Origin of the sequence: Catenuloplanes sp. NPDC051500 (assembly GCF_044454585.1) — a bacterium.
In the GTDB taxonomy this organism is placed as follows: Bacteria; Actinomycetota; Actinomycetes; order Mycobacteriales; family Micromonosporaceae; genus Catenuloplanes.
In genome coordinates, this window is sequence record NZ_JBITDX010000001.1 from 676,273 (window position 1) to 698,272 (window position 22,000).

General features: G+C 70.1%; 20 protein-coding genes and 1 tRNA gene. 10 read left to right on the plus strand and 11 right to left on the minus strand.

The genetic code is table 11. The annotated features are described in order from the left end of the window. Positions 1-317: 317 nt before the first annotated feature. A complete protein-coding gene (locus ACIA8K_RS02855; protein WP_396054226.1) occupies positions 318-872 on the plus strand; it encodes a hypothetical protein in 555 nt (184 codons plus the stop codon). Positions 873-938: 66 nt separating this feature from the next. Here ACIA8K_RS02855 and ACIA8K_RS02860 read toward each other — a convergent pair whose 3' ends face one another. After that, positions 939-2,087 (minus strand): alanine--tRNA ligase-related protein, encoded by a 1,149-nt coding sequence (locus ACIA8K_RS02860; RefSeq protein ID WP_396054228.1) that lies wholly within the window; start codon positions 2,085-2,087, stop codon positions 939-941. Positions 2,088-2,289: 202 nt separating this feature from the next. Then, positions 2,290-2,898: a hypothetical protein gene (locus ACIA8K_RS02865; protein WP_396054230.1), complete on the minus strand. Its 609-nt coding sequence runs from the start codon at positions 2,896-2,898 to the stop codon at positions 2,290-2,292. 260 nt (positions 2,899-3,158) lie between these two features. On the opposite strand from ACIA8K_RS02865, the gene ACIA8K_RS02870 reads away from it, so the two are divergent. Both ACIA8K_RS02870 and ACIA8K_RS02875 read left to right on the plus strand, forming a co-directional pair. Continuing rightward, positions 3,159-3,542: a helix-turn-helix domain-containing protein gene (locus ACIA8K_RS02870; RefSeq protein WP_396054232.1), complete on the plus strand. Its 384-nt coding sequence runs from the start codon at positions 3,159-3,161 to the stop codon at positions 3,540-3,542. Next, positions 3,539-4,123: a PIN domain-containing protein gene (locus ACIA8K_RS02875; RefSeq protein WP_396054234.1), complete on the plus strand. Its 585-nt coding sequence runs from the start codon at positions 3,539-3,541 to the stop codon at positions 4,121-4,123. The genes ACIA8K_RS02870 and ACIA8K_RS02875 overlap by 4 nt, the downstream gene beginning before the upstream one ends. A gap of 170 nt (positions 4,124-4,293) precedes the next feature. Here the strand turns inward: ACIA8K_RS02875 and ACIA8K_RS02880 are convergent. The 6 genes from ACIA8K_RS02880 to ACIA8K_RS02905 all read right to left on the minus strand — a co-directional run bounded on the left by ACIA8K_RS02880 (position 4,294) and on the right by ACIA8K_RS02905 (position 9,919). Continuing rightward, positions 4,294-4,365 (minus strand) — tRNA-Val (locus ACIA8K_RS02880). A gap of 31 nt (positions 4,366-4,396) precedes the next feature. Continuing rightward, positions 4,397-4,861, minus strand: a complete 465-nt coding sequence (locus ACIA8K_RS02885) for a peroxiredoxin (protein WP_396054504.1) — start codon at positions 4,859-4,861, stop codon at positions 4,397-4,399. A 115-nt stretch (positions 4,862-4,976) separates the two neighbouring features. Then, entirely contained in the window at positions 4,977-5,417 is a 441-nt protein-coding gene (locus ACIA8K_RS02890) for a DUF3052 domain-containing protein (RefSeq protein ID WP_396054236.1), read from the minus strand. A gap of 196 nt (positions 5,418-5,613) precedes the next feature. Next, positions 5,614-7,959, minus strand: a complete 2,346-nt coding sequence (locus ACIA8K_RS02895; protein ID WP_396054238.1) for a thiamine pyrophosphate-dependent enzyme — start codon at positions 7,957-7,959, stop codon at positions 5,614-5,616. A gap of 60 nt (positions 7,960-8,019) precedes the next feature. Beyond that, positions 8,020-9,603 (minus strand): mucoidy inhibitor MuiA family protein, encoded by a 1,584-nt coding sequence (locus tag ACIA8K_RS02900; protein ID WP_396054240.1) that lies wholly within the window; start codon positions 9,601-9,603, stop codon positions 8,020-8,022. Positions 9,604-9,613: 10 nt separating this feature from the next. Further along, positions 9,614-9,919: a hypothetical protein gene (locus ACIA8K_RS02905; RefSeq protein WP_396054242.1), complete on the minus strand. Its 306-nt coding sequence runs from the start codon at positions 9,917-9,919 to the stop codon at positions 9,614-9,616. A 129-nt stretch (positions 9,920-10,048) separates the two neighbouring features. On the opposite strand from ACIA8K_RS02905, the gene ACIA8K_RS02910 reads away from it, so the two are divergent. Both ACIA8K_RS02910 and ACIA8K_RS02915 read left to right on the plus strand, forming a co-directional pair. After that, positions 10,049-10,225 (plus strand): hypothetical protein, encoded by a 177-nt coding sequence (locus tag ACIA8K_RS02910; protein ID WP_396054244.1) that lies wholly within the window; start codon positions 10,049-10,051, stop codon positions 10,223-10,225. Between the two features lie 41 nt (positions 10,226-10,266). Further along, positions 10,267-10,542: a hypothetical protein gene (locus tag ACIA8K_RS02915; protein WP_396054246.1), complete on the plus strand. Its 276-nt coding sequence runs from the start codon at positions 10,267-10,269 to the stop codon at positions 10,540-10,542. A gap of 34 nt (positions 10,543-10,576) precedes the next feature. Here the strand turns inward: ACIA8K_RS02915 and ACIA8K_RS02920 are convergent, their stop codons facing one another. Further along, positions 10,577-10,981, minus strand: a complete 405-nt coding sequence (locus ACIA8K_RS02920) for a YjbQ family protein (protein ID WP_396054248.1) — start codon at positions 10,979-10,981, stop codon at positions 10,577-10,579. A 176-nt stretch (positions 10,982-11,157) separates the two neighbouring features. Between ACIA8K_RS02920 and aceE the strand changes: the two genes are divergently transcribed. The 4 genes from aceE to gltX all read left to right on the plus strand — a co-directional run bounded on the left by aceE (position 11,158) and on the right by gltX (position 19,234). Continuing rightward, positions 11,158-13,902, plus strand: coding sequence for a pyruvate dehydrogenase (acetyl-transferring), homodimeric type (aceE, locus tag ACIA8K_RS02925; protein ID WP_396054250.1), 2,745 nt, complete (start codon positions 11,158-11,160; stop codon positions 13,900-13,902). Positions 13,903-13,996: 94 nt separating this feature from the next. Further along, entirely contained in the window at positions 13,997-16,141 is a 2,145-nt protein-coding gene (locus tag ACIA8K_RS02930; protein WP_396054252.1) for a methyl-accepting chemotaxis protein, read from the plus strand. 340 nt (positions 16,142-16,481) lie between these two features. Further along, complete coding sequence (locus ACIA8K_RS02935; RefSeq protein WP_396054254.1) at positions 16,482-17,759, plus strand: MFS transporter; 1,278 nt, start codon at positions 16,482-16,484, stop codon at positions 17,757-17,759. A gap of 86 nt (positions 17,760-17,845) precedes the next feature. Beyond that, positions 17,846-19,234 carry a glutamate--tRNA ligase gene (gene gltX / locus ACIA8K_RS02940; protein ID WP_396054256.1) on the plus strand — a complete coding sequence of 463 codons (1,389 nt, stop codon included), beginning with the start codon at positions 17,846-17,848 and terminating at the stop codon, positions 19,232-19,234. A 288-nt stretch (positions 19,235-19,522) separates the two neighbouring features. Here gltX and ACIA8K_RS02945 read toward each other — a convergent pair whose 3' ends face one another. Further along, a complete protein-coding gene (locus ACIA8K_RS02945) occupies positions 19,523-20,116 on the minus strand; it encodes a copper resistance protein CopC (RefSeq protein ID WP_396054258.1) in 594 nt (197 codons plus the stop codon). A gap of 177 nt (positions 20,117-20,293) precedes the next feature. Between ACIA8K_RS02945 and ACIA8K_RS02950 the strand changes: the two genes are divergently transcribed. After that, positions 20,294-20,932 carry a hypothetical protein gene (locus tag ACIA8K_RS02950; RefSeq protein WP_396054260.1) on the plus strand — a complete coding sequence of 213 codons (639 nt, stop codon included), beginning with the start codon at positions 20,294-20,296 and terminating at the stop codon, positions 20,930-20,932. Here the strand turns inward: ACIA8K_RS02950 and ACIA8K_RS02955 are convergent. Beyond that, positions 20,915-21,829 carry a diacylglycerol/lipid kinase family protein gene (locus ACIA8K_RS02955; protein ID WP_396054262.1) on the minus strand — a complete coding sequence of 305 codons (915 nt, stop codon included), beginning with the start codon at positions 21,827-21,829 and terminating at the stop codon, positions 20,915-20,917. The genes ACIA8K_RS02950 and ACIA8K_RS02955 overlap by 18 nt on opposite strands. Positions 21,830-22,000: the final 171 nt, after the last annotated feature.

Here is a 22,000-nt window from a genome sequence, read left to right on the forward strand (position 1 = left end):
TACGGGCACGCCGAGGGTCACGGTGAGCCCGGCCGGGACGACGACCCCGCCGCCGGCGACGGATTCGGCATCCCCGGCGGCAGGGGTGCAAACCGGCACCGAACCCTCGCCTGCAGCACCGGCACAAGCGTCGGACACAACGGTGCCGCGGAGACGGCGGTCGTCACCCGAGACTGCGACGGCGCCTCCGGACCCGGAGGCGCCGCCAGTCGAGCCCACGGTGGACGTTCCGGCACAGACTCCCGCCGCCTAGGCGGATCCGGCAGCCCGCACTGCCGAAACCCCCATTTCTCACGCTTACGAAAGCGAGCTTCAGCATGTCCAAGAACCGCAAGCGCGCCACCACAGTCGCGGCCGCCGGTGCCGTCGTCGCCATCGCCATCGGCGGCGGCGTCGCCTGGGCGGCGTTCAACCGCGCCACCACGGCGAACGCGGCGGGCAACGGCGAGACGTTCAAGCCGCTCACCGTCTCGGGTTCGATCGTGCTGGACACCGGCACAACCGGCCTGCTCCCGGGCGAGAACGCTAACGTCAACATCAAGGTGACGACCCCGAGCGGAAGCACGGTTAACGGCAAGATCATTTCTGTGACGCCGAAGACGGTGGTCGCCGGAGACATCGGCAGCATCGTCGAGACTGACAAGGCCACCTGTGCCGGCTGGCTCAACCTCAAGTCCTACACACCCAGCTCCAGCGCGGTCATCGCCAAGACGGCCGGCGACGTCGAGGTTCTACTGACGGACGCGGTCACACTGAACACCGCCGCGACCGAGATCTGCTCGGGGATGACCTTCAACACCAAGTGGGATGTCGTCTTCGAGGCCACCCGGGAGAACGCGACTCCGACTGCGATCGTGCTGACCGCGCCTTAGGGACGATCCCTTGCAAGAGACGCCCGCACGCTCCCCAAGGACGCGTGCGGGCTTTCCGCGTACCCGCTAAGGGTTGAGGAGGGTTTCGACCAGGTCTCTGGGGAGGCCGTGGGTGTCGTGGAGGTCGCGGAAGTCGGCGTCGGTAAGAGGGCCGGAGCGGGTGAGGCGGCGGGAGACGATTTGGCGGCCTCGGATCAGCAGGTCGCGGAAGCGGCGCTCCTCGTCGAGGAGGACGGTCCGGACCTCCGGGGGCGAGATCAGCAGCCGGAAATGGTCGATCGTGTGGCTGAGCAGGTCGTCGGGCAGGTCCGCGAGCGTGCGGCCCGGTTTGTCGCGCCAGAGCAGGGTGAGGACGCGGCGGAGCAGTCGGCGCAGGACGTACCCCCGGCCGGTGTTCGATGGTCGCACCCCGTCGCCGATCACGACGATCGCGGAGCGCAGGTGATCGCAGACCACGCGCGTGTCGGTCTCGTCGAGCGGCCACAGTCCCGGAACGTGGTGGCGCCACGGCAGGAACGTGTCCGTGTGGTGCACTGATTGCACCCCCTGCAGGATGGTGACCAGGCGTTCCAGGCCGAGTCCGGTGTCGACGGACGGCTGTTCGAGCGGGGTGAGTGCGCCGTCCTCGCCGCGGCGGTACAGCATGGTGACGTGGTTCCAGATCTCCACCCAGCGGTCGTCGGTGGTGGGTGTGCCGGTCGGCGGGCCGTCGCCGCTCCAGTAGAAGATCTCCGAGTCGGGGCCGCACGGGCCGGTGGGGCCGTTCGACCACCAGTTCTCCCCGGTGTGCTCGACCGGTACGCCCAGCTCCGACCAGATCGGCGGCGCGAGCAGGTCGGTCGGGTGGACTGTCGCGTGCAGTCGGCGGACGTCGAGCCCGAGCCGCCCGACAAGCAGTTCATAGCCCCAGCGCAGGCTCTGCGGCCCGTCGTAGTCCCCGAACGACCAGGTCCCGAGCATCTCGAACGTGGTCAGGTGGGTGTCGTCGCCGACCTCGTCCAGATCGGTCGTCCGCAGGCATCGCTGCACGTCGACGAGCCGCCGGCCGAGCGGGTGCGGCCGGCCCTCGATGTTCGCGGTGAGTGGGTGCATGCCCGACGTGGTGAACAGCACCGGATCGCCAGGCGGCGGGATCAGCGTGGTGCCGATGATCTCCCGGTGGCCGCGCTCCAGGTAGAAGTCGACGAACGTTCGTACCAACTGGTCGGTTTTCATGGGTTTTCGCCCTTTCCGGAAGTGCAAAGAGGGCCGGAAAGGGCGATGCGTCAGGGCAGCGGCCGTTTCCGGCCGCGCGGGAGGCAGAGAAGCTCAGGCAGCGGCGACCGGCGAGCGGGGAGCTCGCGCGGTCGCGGTGGTCATGCCCGGAAGAGTCTGCACGGGTACGACAATATCGCGCCGGCGCCGTCGGGCGAGCCGATTATTCCGGGCGGTACGTGGCGAGCGCCTGCTCCACCCGGCTGAGGTACGCCGCGTCGCCGGTCCAGCCGGCCTCGGTGCCGAACGTGTCCCGCCCGTACTCCATGGTGGCGCGGAACCCGAAGGCCAGCTCGATCTCCGGCCCACGGGGACTACCCGTCACCCACTGCTCGGACGCATGCCGGCAGAGGAACTCGCCGACCGCCGCGATCGACACCTCCGGCGTGAACGGCAGGGGCGGCAACTCGGTGCGCTCACCGGCCGGCAGGTATTCCCGCAGCATGCCCTGTTTCCAGCGGGCGATGCCGTACTCGTGCTTGGCGGGATCACTCACGTCCGGGTCGAAGTCGGTGCTGGCCTTCAGGATCGAGGCGACAAGCGGCGGCGTGACGTGCGCGGCCTCCGGACAGCCGGTGCCCGCCTCGACGATCAGCGCCTGATACTCCGCCGGGATCCCCGAGTCCGCCCGAAAGTGCCGCTCGGCGGACGGATCGAGCCGCACCGCATCCCAATCCGCGATCAAGGTCGCCACCACCACGAACGCGACCAGCCCGACCGCCGCGGCGCCGATCATCAGCATCCGTCCCCGCCCACCGGTCTCCACGCTCACAGTCTGCTCCCACTCATCGATGTGCGAGCAGACTACAGATCGACAGGCGTACGTGGGGGTATCGATCCTGTCAGCTTCAAGGTGGGCTTCCGGCGGATCCTCATTGCCGGCCAGCCGGGCACCGCAGTCGCGCGGACGTGTACTTGCCGCGCCGACATGAGCATGAGTCAGGAACTGAGGCCGGCGACGGCTTCAACCCCCTACGCTCTAGCGATACAGTTGGAACAGTTAAAGCAGTTGGAGCAGTTAGGGAGGCAGACGTGACGGACCTGCTCATACGAGATGCCGCCGCCTTGCACCGCGCTCTGGCCGAGCCTGGCAGCGAAGTAAACGTGGCACTGTCACGCGAGACAGCGGAACTGGTGTCACGGTTGATCGACGCACGGGCACACGGCGACGAAATCGTCGTCTCCCCGGCGAACGCAGAGGTCAGCCCCACCGAAGCGGCCGTGCTGCTGGCGATGTCACGGCCCCAGGTCCGCAAGCTGATGGACCGCGGCCTGCTGGAGTCACGCAAGGTGGGCAGTCACCACCGCATTCGCGTCGCGTCCATCAGGGCTTTCCTGGAGGCAGAACGCGAACGGCGCCGCGACGCGATGGCCGAATTGGCCGCAGTACAGAACGAACTCGGACTGACCGAGTGAATGACTCAGATCTCATACAGGTCGTTCTCGCCGACGCGAATGTCCTCTACTCCCGAGTCCTCCGTGACTTCCTGCTCTACGCCGCCGATCAGGAGATCATTGCTGTCGCATGGAGTTCGCAGATCCTGGCCGAGGCCACAGAGCATCTCATGGCGAATGTTGCAGGCTTCGATCACGCGGCCGCGCAGCGACTAACGGCCGCGATGAACAACGCCTTCCCGTACGCCGAGGTGGAACCCACCGAGGAACATTGGCGAGTTCTGGAAGGTCTACCGCTCCCGGACGAAGACGACCGGCATGTCCTGGCCGCGTCGCTCGCCGCCGAAGCAACGGTGCTGTGTACCTCCAACACCAAGGATTTCCCTGCGCAAATCGCTGAAGGTCTCGGCTTCGAGGTACTCAGCCCAGATCAGTTGATCAGCCGCCTCATAGTGGAGCACGAAACCCGCATGCTTGTGGCCCACCACACGGCAGTCTCATCGCTCAAAAACGCAACTGACGCGTCAACCATTACCGCGCTAGAAAGAGCCGGCGCCCCCACGGCAGCAACCCTGATCGCCCAGCTACTCGACCTCGAATAGATCTATACCGCGCGACCAGTCAACGTGCTTAACGGCCCGTGGGCGCCCGAGAGTGAGCTGCAGCACGGAACGGGTGGACCCGCCGATTACGTCGAGCTCGGAGCCTACCGATCCGACCTGATGCACGAGACGTCACCAAAAGACGGGGCTCTGCCCCGGAGCCGGTACCGTGGGCGCAGCTGGGTTCGAACCAGCGACCCTCCGCTTGTAAGGCGGATGCTCTTCCGCTGAGCTATGCGCCCGAAACTTGCGTCAGCCTACCTTGCGAAAGGCTCAGGAGCCGAGCGAGGCCAGCGCCGCCCGCCACGCCGACTGGTCCCGGGCTCGGGACCGCTCCTGGAGTTCCGCGAAACGGACGATGCCGTCACGGTCGATGAGGAAGGTGCCGCGTTCCGCGGTGCCGCGCTCTTCGTCGAGGACGCCGTACGCGTGGGCGACCGCCCCGTGCGGCCAGAAGTCGGCGAGCAGGGGGAAGGTGAAGCCCTCCCGGTCTGCCCAGACCTTGTGGCTGAAGATCGAGTCGACGCTGATTGTCAGCACCTGCACGGCGGCGTTCTGGAAGTCGGCCAGCCCGGCCTGGAGCTCCTGGAACTCGCCCTGGCAGGTGTTGGTGAAGGCCAGGGGGTAGAAGACCAGGAGGACGGCCTGGCGGCCGTGGAAGGACGAGAGCGCTACCTCCTGGTTGTTCTGGTTGCGCAGCAGGAAGCCGGGGGCGCTCTCCCCCACCTTAATCATGATCAACGACTCCCAGGGCGGAAAGAATCCGGGCACGCCTCGTCGCGACGGCACGGGCCCGGTGCCGCCGCGACGGTGAAACATCCGGCCGCCCGGGAGGGAGCGGCCGGCAAGCTTGTTATTTCTTGGCGCGGACGGTGCGCGGCGTGACGAGCCGCGCCGCAGTCCAGTCCTTGCCCGCGTTCACCGTCGAGGTCTGGGTCAGACCCGCAGTCGGTGCCGATTCGCTGATCTCACTCGGCTCCACGTGGCCGTCCCTGCCCGCCTTCGGCGTCAGGAGCCACACCACACCGGCGTCGCCCAGCGGGGCGAGCGCGTCGGTGAGCAACTCGAACAGATCACCGTCTCCGTCGCGGAACCAGGCCAGTGCCACGTCGACGACCTCGTCGGTGTCCTCATCGACCAGGTCGTTGCCTGTACGGTCGGCCAGGGCGTCGCGGAGATCGTGGTCGACGTCTTCGTCGTACCCCATCTCCATGACCACCATGCCCGGTTCGATGCCGAACCGGTCCGCCAGGCTCCGTACGCCGTCGGCGGCCTGACCAGCGGTCGCGCTCACTGTTGAGTGCCTCCTTGTCTCCTGCTCAGTCCCGGCCACCCGGTGGCGGCGCGGGGGTCTCCCCCGGAAGTGCTGTTCCGATGACCGGTAGTCCACACAGTTACCGGCCGGGACGCAAGTGGCGCACCGAGCCTTCGGTGAGTTGTTGCGTCCGGTTGGTTACTCATGCCTTGCCTGCTCATCGGGATACATAGTGTCACGGGGCGAGCAGAGCCTGGGCACCTTGGGCGATGGAGTCCTCGGAAACGAGCACCTGACGGGCTGCCGGGCCGAGGGGTATGAACGAGTCGACGGAGGCGACACGCCGTGCTGCGCCTACGAAACCGGCGTCGACGAGCGCGGCGAGAATGCCCTCGCCGACGCCTCCGGAACGGCGTGTCTCATCGACGATCAGCACCCGGCCGGTCGCGGCGGACTCCCGGATGATGTCCGCGACCGGGAGTGGCGACAGCCAGCGCAGGTCGACCACCCGGACGCCGTACCCGGCGGCGGCCAGCCGGGCGCCGACGCGAAGCGACATCCGTACCCCGTTGCCGAAGGTCAGGATCGTCAGGTCCTCCGCGGAGCCGAGGGGGTAGACGCGGGCGCGCCCGATCGGAACGTGCGCCGCGTTCCACCCGGCCGGGGCCGCGTAGGGGGCCAGCCACTCCCCGTCACCGTCCGCGTGGAGGTCGCGGGTGTGGTAGAGCGCGATCGGCTCGACCACTGCGACGACCGAGCCGTCCGTCTGCGCGGACGCGAGGCAGGCGCGCAGCATCGGGGCCGCATCCTCCGCGCGGGCCGGCACGGCCACCACGAGGCCCGGGATGTCGCGGAGCACCGCAAGCGAGTTGTCGTTGTGGAAGTGCCCGCCGAAGCCCTCCTGGTAGCCGAGGCCGGCTATTCGCACGACCATCGGGTTCCGGTAGGCGCCGCGGCTGAAGAACTGCATGGTGGCGGCCTCACCGCGCAGCTGGTCCTCCGCGTTGTGCAGGTAGGCCAGGTATTGGATCTCGGGGACCGGGAGCAGCCCGGCCAGGCCGGCGCCGAGCCCGAGGCCGAGGATCGACGTCTCGTCAAGCAGCGTGTCAAGCACCCGGTCCGCGCCGAAGCGGTCGGCCAGCCCTTTGGTCACGCCGTAGACCCCGCCCTTGGCGGCGACATCCTCCCCAAAAATGATCATGCCGGGGTACGTGAGAGCCGCGTCAGCAAGCGTCGCGTTGATGGTCTGGGCGAGCGTGAGCGGCCCGCGTGTCTCCGGCAGCCGGTCCAGCATCGCCGCCCTGGCTGCGGCGCCGGGGCCGGTGGCGAACGAGGCCGCCTCGGTGATCGCGTGCGCCACCCGGACCGGCCGGCGCGGTGCGATCGGCGCCATCACCTCGGCCGCGGTGGCGAGCTTGGACTCGCCGAGCACCTCCTCCGCGACCTTGCGGACCAGCCAGCCGATCTCGTCGTACCGGCCGATCAGCTGGGCGGGACCGGCCAGCCCGGCCTCGGCAAGCAGCCGCGCGGTGGCGATCAGCGGGTCGCGGTCCGCGTCCGCGGTCAGCTCGGCCGCCTCCCGGTAGGCGATCTCCGCGTCCGCCCCCGCGTGGCCCATCAGGCGGACCAGCTCCAGGTGCAGCACCGCGGGACGGCGCTCGCGGCGCACATAGGCGGCTGCTTCGGCCGCGGCGTCGTAGGCGGCGGCCAGGTCGCACCCGTCCGCGTGGAAGTACTCGATGCCCGGCCTCGACGAGAGCAGGGCGGCGACCCAGCCCTCCGGCGACGGCACGCTGATGCCGAGCCCGTTGTCCTCGCAGACAAGCAGCAGCGGCACCTTGGCGCCGGAGTGGTCGGACCAGCCGGCCGTGTTGAACGCGGCCTGCGCGCTGGCGTGGTTGATCGAGGCATCGCCGAACGAGGCGACCACAATCGCGTCCGAGGGCCAGGGCGAGACCGGCTGCGGGCGGGCCGGGCCGGGCCGCTCCACGGACGCCAGGTGCCGCCCGTGCTCGATCGCCACGGCCGCGCCGACCGCGCGGGGCAGGTGGGACGCGATAGTGGACGTGGTCGGGACCACGTGCAGCGCCGCGTTGCCGAAGACCTTGTGCCGGCCGCCCGCGATCGGCTCCTGGCTGGACGCGATGACGCCGCGAAGCACGTCCCGCGCGGCCTCGGCGAGGGGCGCGCTGTCGTCGTGCTCCGCGGCCGCGTGCCGGGGGCCGTCGTCGAGCGGGGACGCGCCGCCGGCGGCCTGGACCGCGCGGGCGCAGTAAAAGCCGCCGGAGCGGTAGTGCAGCAGCGCGGGGTCGGTGTGCCGGACCGCGGCCGCGATCGCCGCGTTGCCCTCGTGCCCGGACGAGCCGATCGTGTAGAACCCCTCGCCGAAGCTGCGCAGCCAGCGCGAGGCCAGGTCGAGGTGGCGGCTGGTGAGCTGGGCGTCGAAGAGCTCGAGGGCCCGGGCGCCGGTCAACCCGCTGCCGTCCCGGACGGGGTCGGCGGAGTCCCGCCGCTCGTCCGGCGTGGTCAGCGCGCCGACCGCCTCCCGGAACCGCTCATCGAGATCTTGAGGGGTGGTCACCCCGAAAGCATTACCGACCCGCGCCAGCCTCGGCCACTCGAACGGTCTGAAGGAGACCGTTCACTCACGCCATCCGTCGAGGTCGACGCCCTTGCCGATCTCGGCCCGGAAACCGAACGTGATCGTCTGGACCTCACCGGCCGGCACCCGCAGCCGCCAGGTCAGCTCGCCCAGCTCGGTCCGCTCGGCCGGGGCCGGGTCGAGGCGGGTCTCGCGGACCGAGATCGCCTCGTCGCGGGAGACCGGCAGCTGGTCCAGCACGGTGATCCTGGCCTCCCGCGGCGTGTGGTTGCCGATCGTGATCGTGTACTCGGCCTCGCGCCGGCGGGTGGTGGAGAGCGCGGCCTTGGTGGCGGTCCGCCGGGTCTGCTCACGCTCGACGCGGACCCGGTCGTCGACGCCGAGCGCCAGCTCCAGCTCCTCGCCCGGCGCCCACGGCTTCAGGCCGGTGCGCCCCACGAAGTCCCCGCCGTGGAACACCGCGGCCAGGCCGGGCAGCAGCGTGTGTTCGCTGACGTTCGTCACGGTGGCCCGCAGGTACGCGCTGGTGTCCCGGACCGGCGCGGTCACGTAGTCGAGCCGGGCGGGCAGCTCGAGCGACGCCACCACGGCCCGGTGCGCGCTGCCGTCGGCCGGGACCGCGACCGGGCGGGACGGGCGGTAGGTGGCCGCGGCGGCGCCCTGCTCGACTGTGGCGACCGCCTCCGCGACCTTGGCGCGCATCATCCGGGGCGCCGCGGCCGGGGCGGGCGGGCCGGAGTCCATCATCATCGCGCCGTAGACGGGAGCGGGCGCGGGCGGCGGCACCGGCCGGAAGCGGTCCAGGAACCACGGGTCCAGCTCCGGGACCTCCACCAGGCTCGCCGGGCGGGCGGTGGACAGCCGCAGGTCGGTCTCCGGCCAGTCCTCGCCGGTCTGCTGCCGTACCAGGCCGAACCAGGTGAGCACGAGCGTGTCGCCGCGCTCGTCCAGCCGCACGTCGTAGCTGGACTCCCAGGACGCGCCGGTCGCCACGTAGGACAGCTCCAGCTCGACCTCGCCGGTGTGTGCCACCTCAAGCGCGACCATCGCCACCAGCCGGTCGGGCGCCTGCTTCGCGTAGAGCGCGCCCAGCTCGCGGGTGACCGCGGCCAGCTCCTGCTGCAGCAGCTCGCGCCGCAGCTCCGCCTCCCGCTGCCGGGCCTTGCCCGCGGACAGCTGCTCGGCAAGCGAGTCGCCGAACGACACGATCGCGCCGGCCTCGGCCGTACCCTCGGCAAGCGCTTTGGCGTAGCTGCGGCCGGCCCGGCGGGCGAGCTCGGCCAGGAACTCGGTGCGCTCCTTCTCGATCTCCTGGTCGTCGTCAAGCTCGCGGAGCGCGTTCTCCAGCCCCTGCCGGCGCCCGTCCAGCGCGGCCACCTCCGGGTCGGTGCTGCGCGGCTGGTGGCGGGTGGTCACGTCCACGCCGAGCACTGTCGCGGCACCACGCCCGCCGACCCGGACCGAGCCGGGGTCGATTGTCTGCGGCAGCGGGCCGAGCGGGACCGTGTGGTCGCCGGCGGGCAGGCGCACGGCGGCGCGGCGGGTGATTCGGGCGCGATCCGGGTAGACGGTGACGCCGACGATCGTGGCGTCCACCAGCTCGGTGAACAGGGCATCGCTCATGCCATGAAAGTTAGCGTGCGTAGTCCCCGAGCCCGGCGCGCAGCATCCCGTAGGCGGCATTTGCCTCCGCGAGGGCCAGCGGGTACGCCTCGTCCGCGCTCTGCCCGGCCACGATCCGGTTCGCGTTCCGGGTGGTCAGCTCGTGGGCGACCGCATTCAGCTGAGCCGCGGCCGTGCGGGCCAGCACGTCGTCGGGGGCGGCGCCGGTCGCCTCCGCGAGCGCCTCGGCGAGCGCGCCGGTGTTGCGGGCGGAGAAGCCGGCCAGCCGCTGCAGCAGCGCGGGCGTCTCCCGGATCAGCCGCTGCACCGCGATCACGGACGGCGCGTCGTTCAGCCCGGTCGGCGGCTCACGGCCGGCGAGGGCGCGCAGATAGTTCTCCGCAAGCGCGTCCAGGGCGGACTGGCCGGGGCGGCGCTCGCGGACCGCCCGTGCGGAGTCCTCGGTGTGCTCCTCGACCGCCTTCCCCAGCTGGTCAGCGCGTATGCGCTGGCGTCCGCCGCCGCACTGCCGCTCTACGGCAAGCTCTGCGACACGTTCGGCGCCAAGCGGGTCCTGCTCGCGGCCGTCGGCGTCTTCCTGCTCGGCTCCGTGCTCTGCGGCGCGGCCACGGACATGGGCTGATCACGATCACCCAGGACGCGGTCGGCGACCGGCACCTGGGCGTGGCTACCACAGCGATCCGGTTCGCCCAGACGATGGGCGGCGCGCTCGGGGCCGCGTTCTCCGGCACGGTCCTGCTGCACCGCTTCGCGGCCGGCTCGCCCACCACCGACCCCGCCGCGATCCGGGCGCTGCCGCCCGCGGACCGGCTGGTGGCGCTGCACGCATTCGTCGGGGCGATCGACACGGTGTTCCTGACCGCCGGCGCGGTGATGGCGGTCGCGGTGGCGCTCGCGTTCCTGCTGCCGCGTTCCAGGGCCACGGCCACGGCCGGCTGAACCTCAACCCGGCTGAACCTCAGCCCGGCGGCGCTCAGCCCGGCAGGAAGGAGAAGCGGACCTGGCGCTCCGGGTTGTCGCCGTTCGGGTCGACCAGGCAGATCGACTGCCAGGTGCCGAGCGCGATCCGGCCGTCCAGCACCGGCAGGGTGGCGTGCGGCGGGATGAACGCGGGCATGACGTGGTCGCGGCCGTGGCCGGGCGAGCCGTGGCGGTGCTGCCAGCGGTTGTCAGTGGGCAGCAGGTCGTCGAGCGCGGTCAGCAGGTCGTCGTCCGAGCCGGCGCCGGTCTCCAGGATGGCGATGCCCGCGGTGGCGTGCGGCACAAAGACGTTGAGCAGACCGTCGCCCTGACCTGTGACGAAACGGGCGGCCTGATCAGTGATGTCCACGACGACGGGTTGGCCTCCGGTGCGGATGGTGATCAACTCGGTGCGCATGCCCGCAGTCTCCCACTCCGCCCGACTCTGCCGTTAAGCGGAAGTTACCGTTCGGTATCTGTGGCAAGCATCGCGTCTGGCGGTGGTAAGCGTGACGCCCCCCGTCACACGAGGCAGGATGGCCAGAGAGACTTATCCCACAGATAGACCGATTCCATCTACCCTGAGGAATGCCCGTGGCCACGGAACGCAAGCGCCCGGTCATCAGCGATGGCCTACCAAGCCAGCTTCCGGACATCGACCCCGAAGAAACCAGCGAGTGGGTCGAGTCGCTTGATGGAGTGATCGACGAGGCCGGCGCCAAGCGCGCGCGGTACGTCATGCTTCGACTGCTCGAGCGGGCCCGGGAGCGGCAGGTCGGCGTGCCGCCGCTGACGTCGACCGACTACATCAACACGATCCCGCCGGAGCAGGAGCCCTGGTTCCCCGGCGACGAGATGATCGAGCGCCGGATCCGCGCCTACATCCGGTGGAACGCCGCGATGCTCGTGCACCGCGCGCAGCGCCCCGAGGTGGGCGTCGGCGGTCACATCTCGACGTACGCGTCCTCCGCCAGCCTCTACGAGGTCGGCATGAACCACTTCTTCCGGGGCAAGGACCACCCGGGCGGCGGTGACCACATCTACTTCCAGGGTCACGCCTCCCCGGGCATGTACGCACGCGCGTACCTGGAGGGCCGGCTGACCGAGGACAACCTGGACGGGTTCCGCCAGGAGCTGTCGCACCGGGGTGGCGGCCTGCCGTCGTACCCGCACCCGCGGCTCATGCCGAACTTCTGGGAGTTCCCGACCGTGTCCATGGGCCTCGGCCCGATGAACGCGATCTACCAGGCCCGGTTCAACCGCTACCTGCAGCACCGCGGCATCAAGGACACGTCCGACCAGCACGTCTGGGCGTTCCTCGGCGACGGTGAGATGGACGAGGTCGAGTCGCTCGGCGCGATCGGCCTGGCCGCCCGCGAGGAGCTGGACAACCTCACCTTTGTGGTCAACTGCAACCTGCAGCGCCTCGACGGCCCGGTGCGCGGCAACGGCAAGGTCATCCAGGAGCTGGAGTCGTTCTTCCGCGGCGCCGGGTGGAACGTGATCAAGGTCGTCTGGGGCCGGGAGTGGGACCCGCTGCTCGCCGCGGACAACGACGGCGCGCTCGTCAACCTGATGAACACCACGCCCGATGGTGACTACCAGACCTACAAGGCCGAGTCCGGTCTGTACGTCCGGGAGAACTTCTTCGGGCGCGACCCGCGTACCCGCAAGATGGTCGAGGGTCTGTCCGACGACGAGATCTGGGGCCTGAAGCGCGGCGGTCACGACTACCGCAAGCTCTACGCGGCCTACAAGGCGGCGACCGAGCACACCGGGCAGCCGACGGTGATCCTCGCCAAGACGATCAAGGGCTGGACGCTCGGGTCGCACTTCGAGGCGCGCAACGCGACGCACCAGATGAAGAAGCTCACGCTTGACGACCTGAAAACGTTCCGCGACCGCCTCTACCTGGACATCTCGGACAAGCAGCTGGAGGACAACCCGTACCTCCCGCCGTACTTCAAGCCGGCCGAGGACTCCGAGGAGATGCAGTACCTCCAGGAGCGGCGCAAGGCGCTCGGCGGTTACCTGCCGTCGCGGCGCACCGAGCCGAAGAAGCTGCCGATCCCGGCCACCGAGGTGTTCGGCGATCTCAAGCGCGGCTCCGGCAAGCAGAAGGTCGCCACCACGATGGCCTTCGTCCGGCTCCTCAAGGACCTGATGAAGGACAAGGAGTTCGGCAAGCGCTGGGTGCCGATCATCCCGGACGAGGCGCGCACGTTCGGCCTGGACGCGCTCTTCCCGACGAAGAAGATCTACTCCCCGCACGGCCAGAACTACACGTCTGTGGACCGGGAGCTGTTCCTGTCGTACAAGGAGGCGACGACCGGCCAGATCCTGCACGAGGGGATCAACGAGGCCGGCTCGGTCGCGTCCTTCACTGCGGCGGGCTCGGCCTACGCCACGCACGACGAGCCGATGATCCCGCTCTACATCTTCTACTCGATGTTCGGGTTCCAGCGGACCGGCGACGGCTTCTGGGCCGCGGCGGACCAGATGGCGCGCGGCTTCGTGATCGGCGCCACCGCGGGGCGTACCACGCTCAACGGTGAGGGCCTGCAGCACGAGGACGGTCACTCGCTGCTGCTCGCGGCCACGAACCCGGCGGTCGTCGCGTACGACCCGGCGTTCGGGTTCGAGATCGCGCACATCGTCGAGAACGGCCTGCACCGCATGTACGGCGAGAAGCAGGAGAACATCTTCTACTACCTCACCGTCTACAACGAGCCGATCCTCCAGCCCGCCCAGCCGGCGGACCTGGACGTGGAGGGCCTGCTCAAGGGCATCTACCGCTACCTTCCCGCCCCGGCGGTGGAGGGCGACGCCCCGAAGGCGGCGATCCTGGCCTCCGGCACCGGCATGGGCTGGGCGCTCAAGGCGCAGCAGCTGCTGGCGCAGGACTGGGGCGTGGCCGCGGACGTGTGGTCGGTGACCTCCTGGACCGAGCTGCGCCGCGACGCGGTCGAGGCCGAGGAGCACAACCTCACGCACCTGGGCGACGCGCCGCGCAAGCCGTACATCGCGGAGAAGCTCGCCGGCGTCGAGGGCCCGGTCGTGGCGGTAAGCGACTTCATGCGCGCGGTGCCGGACCTGATCTCGCGCTGGGTCCCGGGGTCGTACACCTCGCTCGGCACCGACGGTTTCGGCATGTCGGACACCCGGCACGCGCTGCGCCGCCACTTCCACGTGGACGCGGAGTCGATCACGGTGGCGACGCTGCGCCAGCTCGCGCTGGACGGCAAGGTACCGGCCGGTGTACCTGCGGACGCGGCCCGCAAGTACGCGATCGACGACGTGCACGCGGCCCCGGTCGGCGAGACCGGCGGCGATTCCTGAGACAACGCACCGCACCCCCGTCGCCCGAAATTTCCGGGCGGCGGGGGTTTGTCGTTTCGCTCAGAACCGGACAGGGCCCGCCGATCGGGTCGACATGCGCGCCGGATGGTTGCAGAACGGGTTCCAGCTCCGCCACAAGCTGCTCATGCTCGGCGTCGGCGGTGTCGTCGTCACGGCCACGATCCTGGTCGGCGTCGGCACGTACGAGTCCGGCTCGTTCCAGGAGACCACCGAGGAGAGCGTCAACCGGCTCACCTCGGAAGACCTCAACCACGTCAGCACCGGCATCACCGCGCTCGTGAAGGCGTCCGGCGACACCGTGCAGAACCAGGTCAACCGGGACATGGCGTCCGCGAACACGGCCCTGGCCAACGCCGGCGGCATGCGACTCAACGGCGACCAGACCGCCACCTGGGAGGCGACAAACCAGGTCAGCCAGGCCAAGACCACCGTCTCGCTGCCCCGCGCGGAGGTCGGCGGCCGGTGGCTCGGGCAGAACCGGAACCTGGCCGCCCCAACGCCGCTCGTGGACGACATCACCGGGCTGATCGGCGGCTACGTCACGGTCTTCCAGCGCATGAACGAGGCCGGTGACCTGCTGCGCGTCGCCACAAACGTGAAGGCGGCGAACGGCAACCGCGCGATCGGCACCTACATCCCGGCGGTCGGCGCGGACGGAAAACCGAACGCGGTGGCCGCGGCGATCAAGGACGGCAAGCCGTACCGCGGCGTGGCGCAGGTGGTCGGCACCTGGTTCATCACCGCCTACGACCCGATCAAGGACGCGAACGGGCAGGTGATCGGCTCGCTCTTCTACGGCGTGCCGCAGGCCGAGGCGATCCAGGAGCTGACAAGCACGATCGCGGACACGAAGGTCGGCGACAACGGCTGGGCCTCGGTGATCAGCACGGCCACCGCCGACCGCGGCCGGGTGATCGCGTCCAACATCTCCGCCGCGGTCGACCAGACGCTCCTTGACGCACAGGACGCGGACGGCACCGCCTACGTCAGCGACATCATCACCACCGCGGAAGGGCTCGACGCGGGCGCGAACAGCACCGCCACGTTCCAGCTCGGCGGCGTCACGGACACCGCGGTCGCGGACACCCGGACCGTGATCACGTACTACGAGCCGTACAAGTGGGCGATCGCGGTCGGCGGCTACCTGCCGGACTACTCCGATGCGATGGAGAAGGTCGACGAGGGCCGCAAGGAGATGCTCACCGCGTTCATCGCGGTCGGCCTGATCCTGGCGATCGGCGGCGGCATCATCGCCTACGTCCAGGCACGCCGGATCACCCGCCGGGTCGGCGACCTGACCGGCGCGCTGGCCGGACTCGCCGAGCGCGACCTCACCGTGCGCGTCACACCGTCCGGCGGCGACGAGATCGCCCGGATGGGCCACGCGCTGAACACCGCCGTCACCGGCCTGCGTGAGCTGATGAGCGAGGTCACCAACGCCTCCCACCAGGTCTCCCAGGCCGCGGACCGGGTGGCGGACGTCGGCGGCGAACTGGCGAACGCGTCCTCGACCGCGGCGGCCGAGGCCGGATCGGCCGGCCAGACCGCGGCCCAGGTCTCGAGCGCGGTCTCCACCGTGGCCGCGGGCGCGGAGGAGATGGGCGCGTCGATCAGCGAGATCTCAAGCAACGCGCAGGAGGCCGCCCAGGCCGGCCGGGACGGCGTCGGCCTGACCAAACGCGCCGCCGACGTGATCGACGAGCTGCGCCTGTCGAGCGAGAAGATCGCGGACGTGGTGAAGCTGATCGCCAGCATCGCGGAACAGACGAACCTGCTGGCCCTGAACGCCACGATCGAGGCCGCCCGGGCAGGCGCGGCCGGCAAGGGCTTCGCAGTGGTCGCGGGCGAGGTCAAGGAGCTGGCCCAGGAGACCGCGCGGGCGACCGAGGACGTCACCGCGCGGGTGTCGGCGATCGACGGCGACACCGCGAAGGCGGTCCAGGCGATCGAGGCGATCACCGCGACGATCACCCGGGTCAACGACTTCCAGAACGCGATCGCCGCAGCTGTCGAGGAGCAGGCCGCGACCACCAACGAGATGGCCCGCAACATCGGCGAGGTGGCACAGGGCAGCGAGCAGATCGCCGCGACCATGAACCGGGTCAACGACACGGTGGAGACCACCCGCGGCGCGGTCAGCACGTCGCAGGAGGCGGCCGGCACGCTCAGCGGAACCGCGAGTCACCTGCAGACCCTGGTCAGCCGCTTCCGGCTCTAAAGATCAAGATCTTTTCGAGGGTACGCCGGACCCGCCCGACGCCGCGCACAGAGGAGCCGGCCCGGTCGTCGCGGTGTGCACTCCACATCATTCGGATAGCCCCGCACTCCGCACCGCTTGTTTCCGGACGGCCGCCGTTGGAATCGCCGCCCTCCGGATCGCCGCAGTCCGGGCCACTGTAGTCCGGGCCACTGCGGTCCGGGCCGTCACAATCCTGGCCGCCGCGGGCCGGATCGAAGCGAAGGTCATCGGATTGTCAGGTGGTCTTCCGCGCGGCCCGTCGACCGATTACAGTCCGAGAACCTTTCATGTTCGGCATACCGCGCGCCGGAGGTGGCCCATGACCACCATCAACCCCACGCCTACCTCCCTCCCGTCCGCGCTCGCCGAGCCGACCGCCCGCGTGCCCCGGTCCTGGACCGCGCTGCTGTTCGCAGCGAACCTCGGCCTCTGGATGGCGTTCTTCACGCCGATCCAGGTGCTGCTGCCGATCCAGATCGAGGAAATCGACGCCGCCGCCAAGGAGTCCATGCTGGCCTGGGTGATGGCCGCCGGCGCGCTCTCCGCGATCGTCGCGAACCCGCTGGCAGGCGCATTGTCCGACCGCACCTGCCTGCGGATCGGCGGCCGTGAGCTGGGCCGCCGCCACGTCTGGACGATCGGCGGCACCGTGCTCGGCGCGGCCGGCCTGGTGCTCCTCGCCCAGCAGCGGACGATCCTCGGCATCGCACTCTGCTGGGCCGCCGTCCAGATCTGCCTCAACGCCATGCTCGCCGCGCTGACCGCCTCCGTCCCGGACCGGGTGCCGGTCGTGCAGCGCGCCGCCGTCTCCGGCTGGATTGGCATCCCGCAGTCGCTCGGCCTGGTGGTCGGCGCCGTACTGACCACCGCGGTGTTCACCGGCCTGATCAGCGGCTACGTCGCGGTCGCGGTCGCGTTGGTGCTGCTCGGCCTGCCGTTCGCGCTGCGCACCGCGGACGACCCGCTGCCGCGCGCCCACCGCCCGCCGCTGTCGCCGCGCAGACTCATCGCCGAGATGTGGATCAGCCCGCGGAAGCACCCCGACTTCGCCTGGGCGTGGGGCACCCGGTTCCTGGTGCAGCTCGGTAACGCGCTCGGCACGCTCTACCTGCTGTATTTCCTGGCCGACGGCGTCCACTACCCGGACCCGGAGACCGGGCTGCTCATCCTGATCCTGCTCTACACGGCCGGCATGATGGCCACGGCCGTGGTGTCCGGCCGCATCTCGGACCGGTCCGGCAGGCGCAAGGCGTTCGTGATCTGGTCCGGTGTGGAGATGGCGGTCGCTGCCACGATCCTGGCGGTCTGGCCCACGTTTCCGGCCGCGATCGTGGCCGCGCTGCTGCTCGGTGGCGGCTACGGCGTCTATCTGGCGGTCGACGCCGCGCTGATCACCGAGGTGCTGCCGGCCGCCACGAACCGCGGGAAGGACCTCGGCGTCATCAACATCGCGAATGCGGCGCCGCAGGTCCTGGGCCCGCTGCTCTCCGCCCCGATCGTGGTCCACCTCGGCGGCTATCCCACGCTCTACGGCCTGACCGCGGCCGTCACGCTCGTCGGAAGCGCCTTCGTCCTGAAGATCCGCACGGTCCGCTGAGGTCACGCTGAAGTCGTCCTGAGGTCGTGCTGCGGCAGCGCTGAGGCCGGGAGAAATCCGCTGGGCGGCCTCGTTAGGCTGAGCGGGTGACTGTTCGTGTGCGATTCGCTCCCTCTCCCACTGGCATGTTCCACGTCGGCGGTGCCCGCTCGGCGCTGCAGAACTGGATCTACGCCAAGCAGCAGGGCGGGGTGTTCGTGCTGCGCGTCGAGGACACCGACGCCGCGCGGAACAAGCCCGAGTGGACCGAGGGCATCCTCAACGCGCTGGAGTGGATCGGCATCTCGCGCGGCAGCTACGAGGGCCCGCACTTCCAGTCTGCGAACGCGGAGCAGCACCGCGAGGCCGCGCTGAAGCTGTTCGACGCCGGCCGCGCCTACTACTGCGACTGCACCCGCGAGGACGTGCAGGCCCGCAACGGCTCGCAGCACCAGGGCTACGACGGCTTCCACCGGGACAAGGGCCTGGCGGCCGGGCCGGGCCGCGCGCTGCGGTTCCGCACGCCGGACGAGGGTGCCACGGTCGTGGTCGACCTGGTCCGCGGCGAGCCCACGTTCGAGAACAAGAACCTTGAGGACTTCGTCATCGCACGCGGCGACGGCTCGCCGGTGTTCCTGCTGGCAAACGTGGTCGACGACATGATCATGGGCATCACGCACGTGATCCGCGCCGAGGAGCACCTGCCGAACACGCCGAAGCAGCAGCTCCTCTGGGAGGCGCTCGGCGTGAAGCCGCCGGTCTGGGCGCACGTCCCGGTCGTGGTCAACGAGAAGCGGCAGAAGCTCTCCAAGCGCCGCGACAAGGTCTCGCTTGAGCAGTTCCGCGACGAGGGCTACCTGGCGGACGCGATGCGCAACTACCTGATGCTGCTCGGCTGGGCGCCGTCCGGCGACCGCGAGATCGTGCCGTGGTCCGTGATCGAGGACGAGTTCCGCCTGGAGGAGGTCAACCCCTCCCCCGCGTTCTTCGACGAGAAGAAGCTGCGCGCGTTCAACGGCGAGTACATCCGGGCACTGTCCCTGGACGACTTCATCGCCGCGGTCCAGCCGTTCCTGGCCAAGGGCCCGTGGCCGGCCGACGCCTACGACCCGGCGGTCTTCGCGAAGGTGGCGGAGCTGGCCCAGACCCGGATCGCGCTGCTCAGCGAGATCAACCAGAACGTGGACTTCCTGTTCCTGCCCGAGCCGCCGGTCGACGAGGCCGCCTGGGCGAAGGCCATGAAGGAGGGGTCGGCCGACCTGCTGGCCGCCACGATCGCCGCCTACGAGGCCCAGCAGGACTGGTCGGCCGAGCAGCTGAAGGCCACGCTTGAGGCGGTCGGCGCGGAGCGTGGGCTGAAGCTCGGCAAGGCGCAGGCGCCGGTCCGGGTCGCGATCACCGGCCGCACGGTCGGCCTGCCGCTCTTCGAGTCGCTCGAGGTGCTCGGCCGCGACACGGTCCTGTCCCGCCTCCGCACCGCCCACGCAAAGCTCTAGAAGCGACAGATCCACCGGGGGTACGGACGGGAGCGTGGCGCCCGGCCGAACACATCCCACATGCGGCTGCCGCAGGTCGGCCGTCCACGGCCCGGGAGACGACGCCTCGGCGGCCGGTGCTCCGCACGAGCGCCGGCCGTCCGGCGCGAGCTGTCGGCCGGCGAGGCCGGAACTCCGCCGAAGGCGGGCAGACCCGGCTACCGCTCCGAGGTGACCGTGGGGATCAATCGCCTCGGAGCGGACGGTTAAAGCTCCGGCCGTACCCTCGCGGGATCTTGATCGTGGCTGTTAAGACGCTTTGCGTCGGCCGTAGGCGATCGTTCCGCCGGCGACCGCGACCACAAGCAGCAGACCGCCGAGCGCCCAGGGCCACCACGGGGTGCCGCCGTCGTCCTCGCTGCTCGCGGCGGGGTTGAGGACCGGCGCGTCGGTGGCGGGGACGGCCGCGCCTGAGGTCGGCGCCGCAGTGGTCGGCACGGCAGTGGGGGTCGGGGCGGCGGCGGCCACCGCGGCCTCGGAGAGCGTGAACGAGAAGTCGCCCTTGATCGGGTGGCCGTCGTCGGACGGGATCTCGTAGGAGACTGTGTACTTGCCGGCCTGGCCCACGCCGAACGGCACGAAGATCTTCTTGCCGTCGAAGCGCGCGTCGCCCTTCATGCCCGATGCGCCGTGCGGTGCCTCGATCGAGATCTTGGTGGCGGCCGCGTCCACCTCCTCCAGGAAGCGCAGCTCGATCTCCGCCGGCGCCTTCTCGACTGTGGCGCCCTCCTCCGGGTTACTGCCGGTGAACGAGTTGTGGGCGAGGGCGGGCGACGCACCCACCATCGCGCCCAGCAGCCCGGCGCAGACCGCGAGCGCCCAGCGCATGCCCCTGTGACCCATGAGATACCTCCAGCTGGTTACGATGCGGCGGCCGATCAAGGATTTCCCCCGGTTGGTCGGCCGCGAGTCGCAGATGGTTCCAATTCCGGCCAATACCGATGCACCATTGTGCGTGTCCTGCGAACTCTAGATGGATAGGCACCACAGGGGCCTCGATCCGACGGAACGGCGGGTTTCATGGTCACAGCGAACGTGCGGCGGCTCGGGACGGCACTTCTGCTGATCGTGACCGCGCTGCTGGCGAGCCCGCTCCCGGCGCTCGCCGACGACGCGGCACCCACCGCGGTGGTCCTCTCCGGCGACGATCTGACGGAACCGATCGAGGTCACCGCCGCGGACGAGGGCGACGAGTTGTTCGCCGGGATGCTCAGCCAGGTCAGCTGGCTCACCGGGAACAGCGGCCGGTCCCCGGTGCCGGACGAGTCGAAGCTCGGTCCGAAGTACACGGTCGTGGTCCGGTACGGCGACAAGGACCGGTACTCGTACGACCTGTATCCGCTGGCCGAGGGCGGTCCGCGGGTGTTCCGCCCGGCCGAGCAGCCGGACGGCAGGACGACCGCAGCCTGGTTCTTCGGCCGGCTCAACATGACGAACGCGTTGCGGCTGGCCGGCGCGCCGCTGCCGGACACCACTGATGTGATGACCGGCGGCATCGGCGGCGGCGAGCGGATCAACGCGCAGGAGCCGGTGGACCCGGCCGGTGACCTGTTCAAGGGCATGGGCGGGCTTGGCGGCATGCTGCTGATCAACGTGGGCGTGCTGGTGCTGATCACCGGCGGGCTGGCCGGGATCGCGTTTCTAGCCCGCCGTCGCTGAGTCCTCCTCCTTCTCCTTCGGCACCCGGACCGTCACGCCGCCCGGTACCACCGTGACCTTGAGCTTGCGGGTCATCTCCCGGTCGCCGCCGTCCAGCTCATAGAGCGTCGGCTCGGCGAACGTCACCTCGACCCGCTTCGCGCGGGTGATCTGGACGAACGGCGACGAGTCCGAGCGGCCGAACGCCATCCGGCCCAGCGTGCGGGCCCACTCGATCGCGTTCTGCGAGGTGGCGACGCCGACCTCGATCCAGCCGTCGTCCGGCTTCGCGTCATCGAACGCGTGGATGCCGCCGGTAATCGTGCTGACGTTGCCGAACAGCACGCAGCTGGCCTCCCCCTCGAACCAGGTGTTGCCGTCCACCTTGATCTTCGTGGGCGACGGGTCGTCCTGGATGTGCCGCAGCCCGGTCCAGACATAGGCGAGCTTGCCCATCTGGTCCTTCGCGCCCCGGTCCGCCTCGGCGATCAGGTGACCGTCGAAGCCGGCGCCGGCCATCACCGCGAAGTGCTCGCCGTTGATCCGCCCCAGGTCCAGCTTCTTCTTCTTTCCGTGCAGCCCGATCCGGACCGCCTCCGGCAGATCCTCGGGAATGCCGAGGTTGGTGGCGAACAGGTTCGCGGTACCGGCCGGGAGGATGGCCATCGTGGTGTCCGTGCCGGCGAGCGTGTCCACCGCGCGCTGCACCATGCCGTCCCCGCCCCACACGAAGATCGTCTTGGCACCCTTCTTGAGCGCCTTCCGGATCATCTTCGGCGACTTCTTGCTCTTCGGGACCTCGTACCAGATCAGCTCATCGGAGATCTCGTCCGTGAGCAGCTTGCGCAGCTCGTCGAGCCCGCCGCCGAGCACCTTCCGCTGATGCGCGATCACCGCCACATCACTCTTTTTGGCCATGCGAGGTTCCATACCCGGATGTCGGTGGCCGCCAATCCTCGTCCATGTCAGCCGTCATCTTCCGCCGGGTCTGGCCCTGGCGCCCACGGCACCGGCTCCGAGCGACGTGCGGAGCGCCAGCGGAGCCCGGCGCGAGGTTTGCCCGCGGGAGCATGCGGGCTGCACCCCGGC

Excerpts from the sequence above, each read along its gene's own strand:
- ACIA8K_RS02860 (WP_396054228.1), bottom strand. The coding sequence starts at position 2,087 with ATGAAAACCGACCAGTTGGTACGAACGTTCGTCGACTTCTACCTGGAG.
- ACIA8K_RS02900 (WP_396054240.1), bottom strand. The coding sequence starts at position 9,603 with ATGAGCGATGCCCTGTTCACCGAGCTGGTGGACGCCACGATCGTCGGC.
- ACIA8K_RS02920 (WP_396054248.1), bottom strand. The coding sequence starts at position 10,981 with ATGCGCACCGAGTTGATCACCATCCGCACCGGAGGCCAACCCGTCGTC.
- ACIA8K_RS02855 (WP_396054226.1), top strand. The coding sequence starts at position 318 with ATGTCCAAGAACCGCAAGCGCGCCACCACAGTCGCGGCCGCCGGTGCC.
- ACIA8K_RS02950 (WP_396054260.1), top strand. The coding sequence starts at position 20,294 with ATGGTCACAGCGAACGTGCGGCGGCTCGGGACGGCACTTCTGCTGATC.
- ACIA8K_RS02930 (WP_396054252.1), top strand. The coding sequence starts at position 13,997 with ATGCGCGCCGGATGGTTGCAGAACGGGTTCCAGCTCCGCCACAAGCTG.
- ACIA8K_RS02935 (WP_396054254.1), top strand. The coding sequence starts at position 16,482 with ATGACCACCATCAACCCCACGCCTACCTCCCTCCCGTCCGCGCTCGCC.
- ACIA8K_RS02945 (WP_396054258.1), bottom strand. The coding sequence starts at position 20,116 with ATGGGTCACAGGGGCATGCGCTGGGCGCTCGCGGTCTGCGCCGGGCTG.
- ACIA8K_RS02955 (WP_396054262.1), bottom strand. The coding sequence starts at position 21,829 with ATGGCCAAAAAGAGTGATGTGGCGGTGATCGCGCATCAGCGGAAGGTG.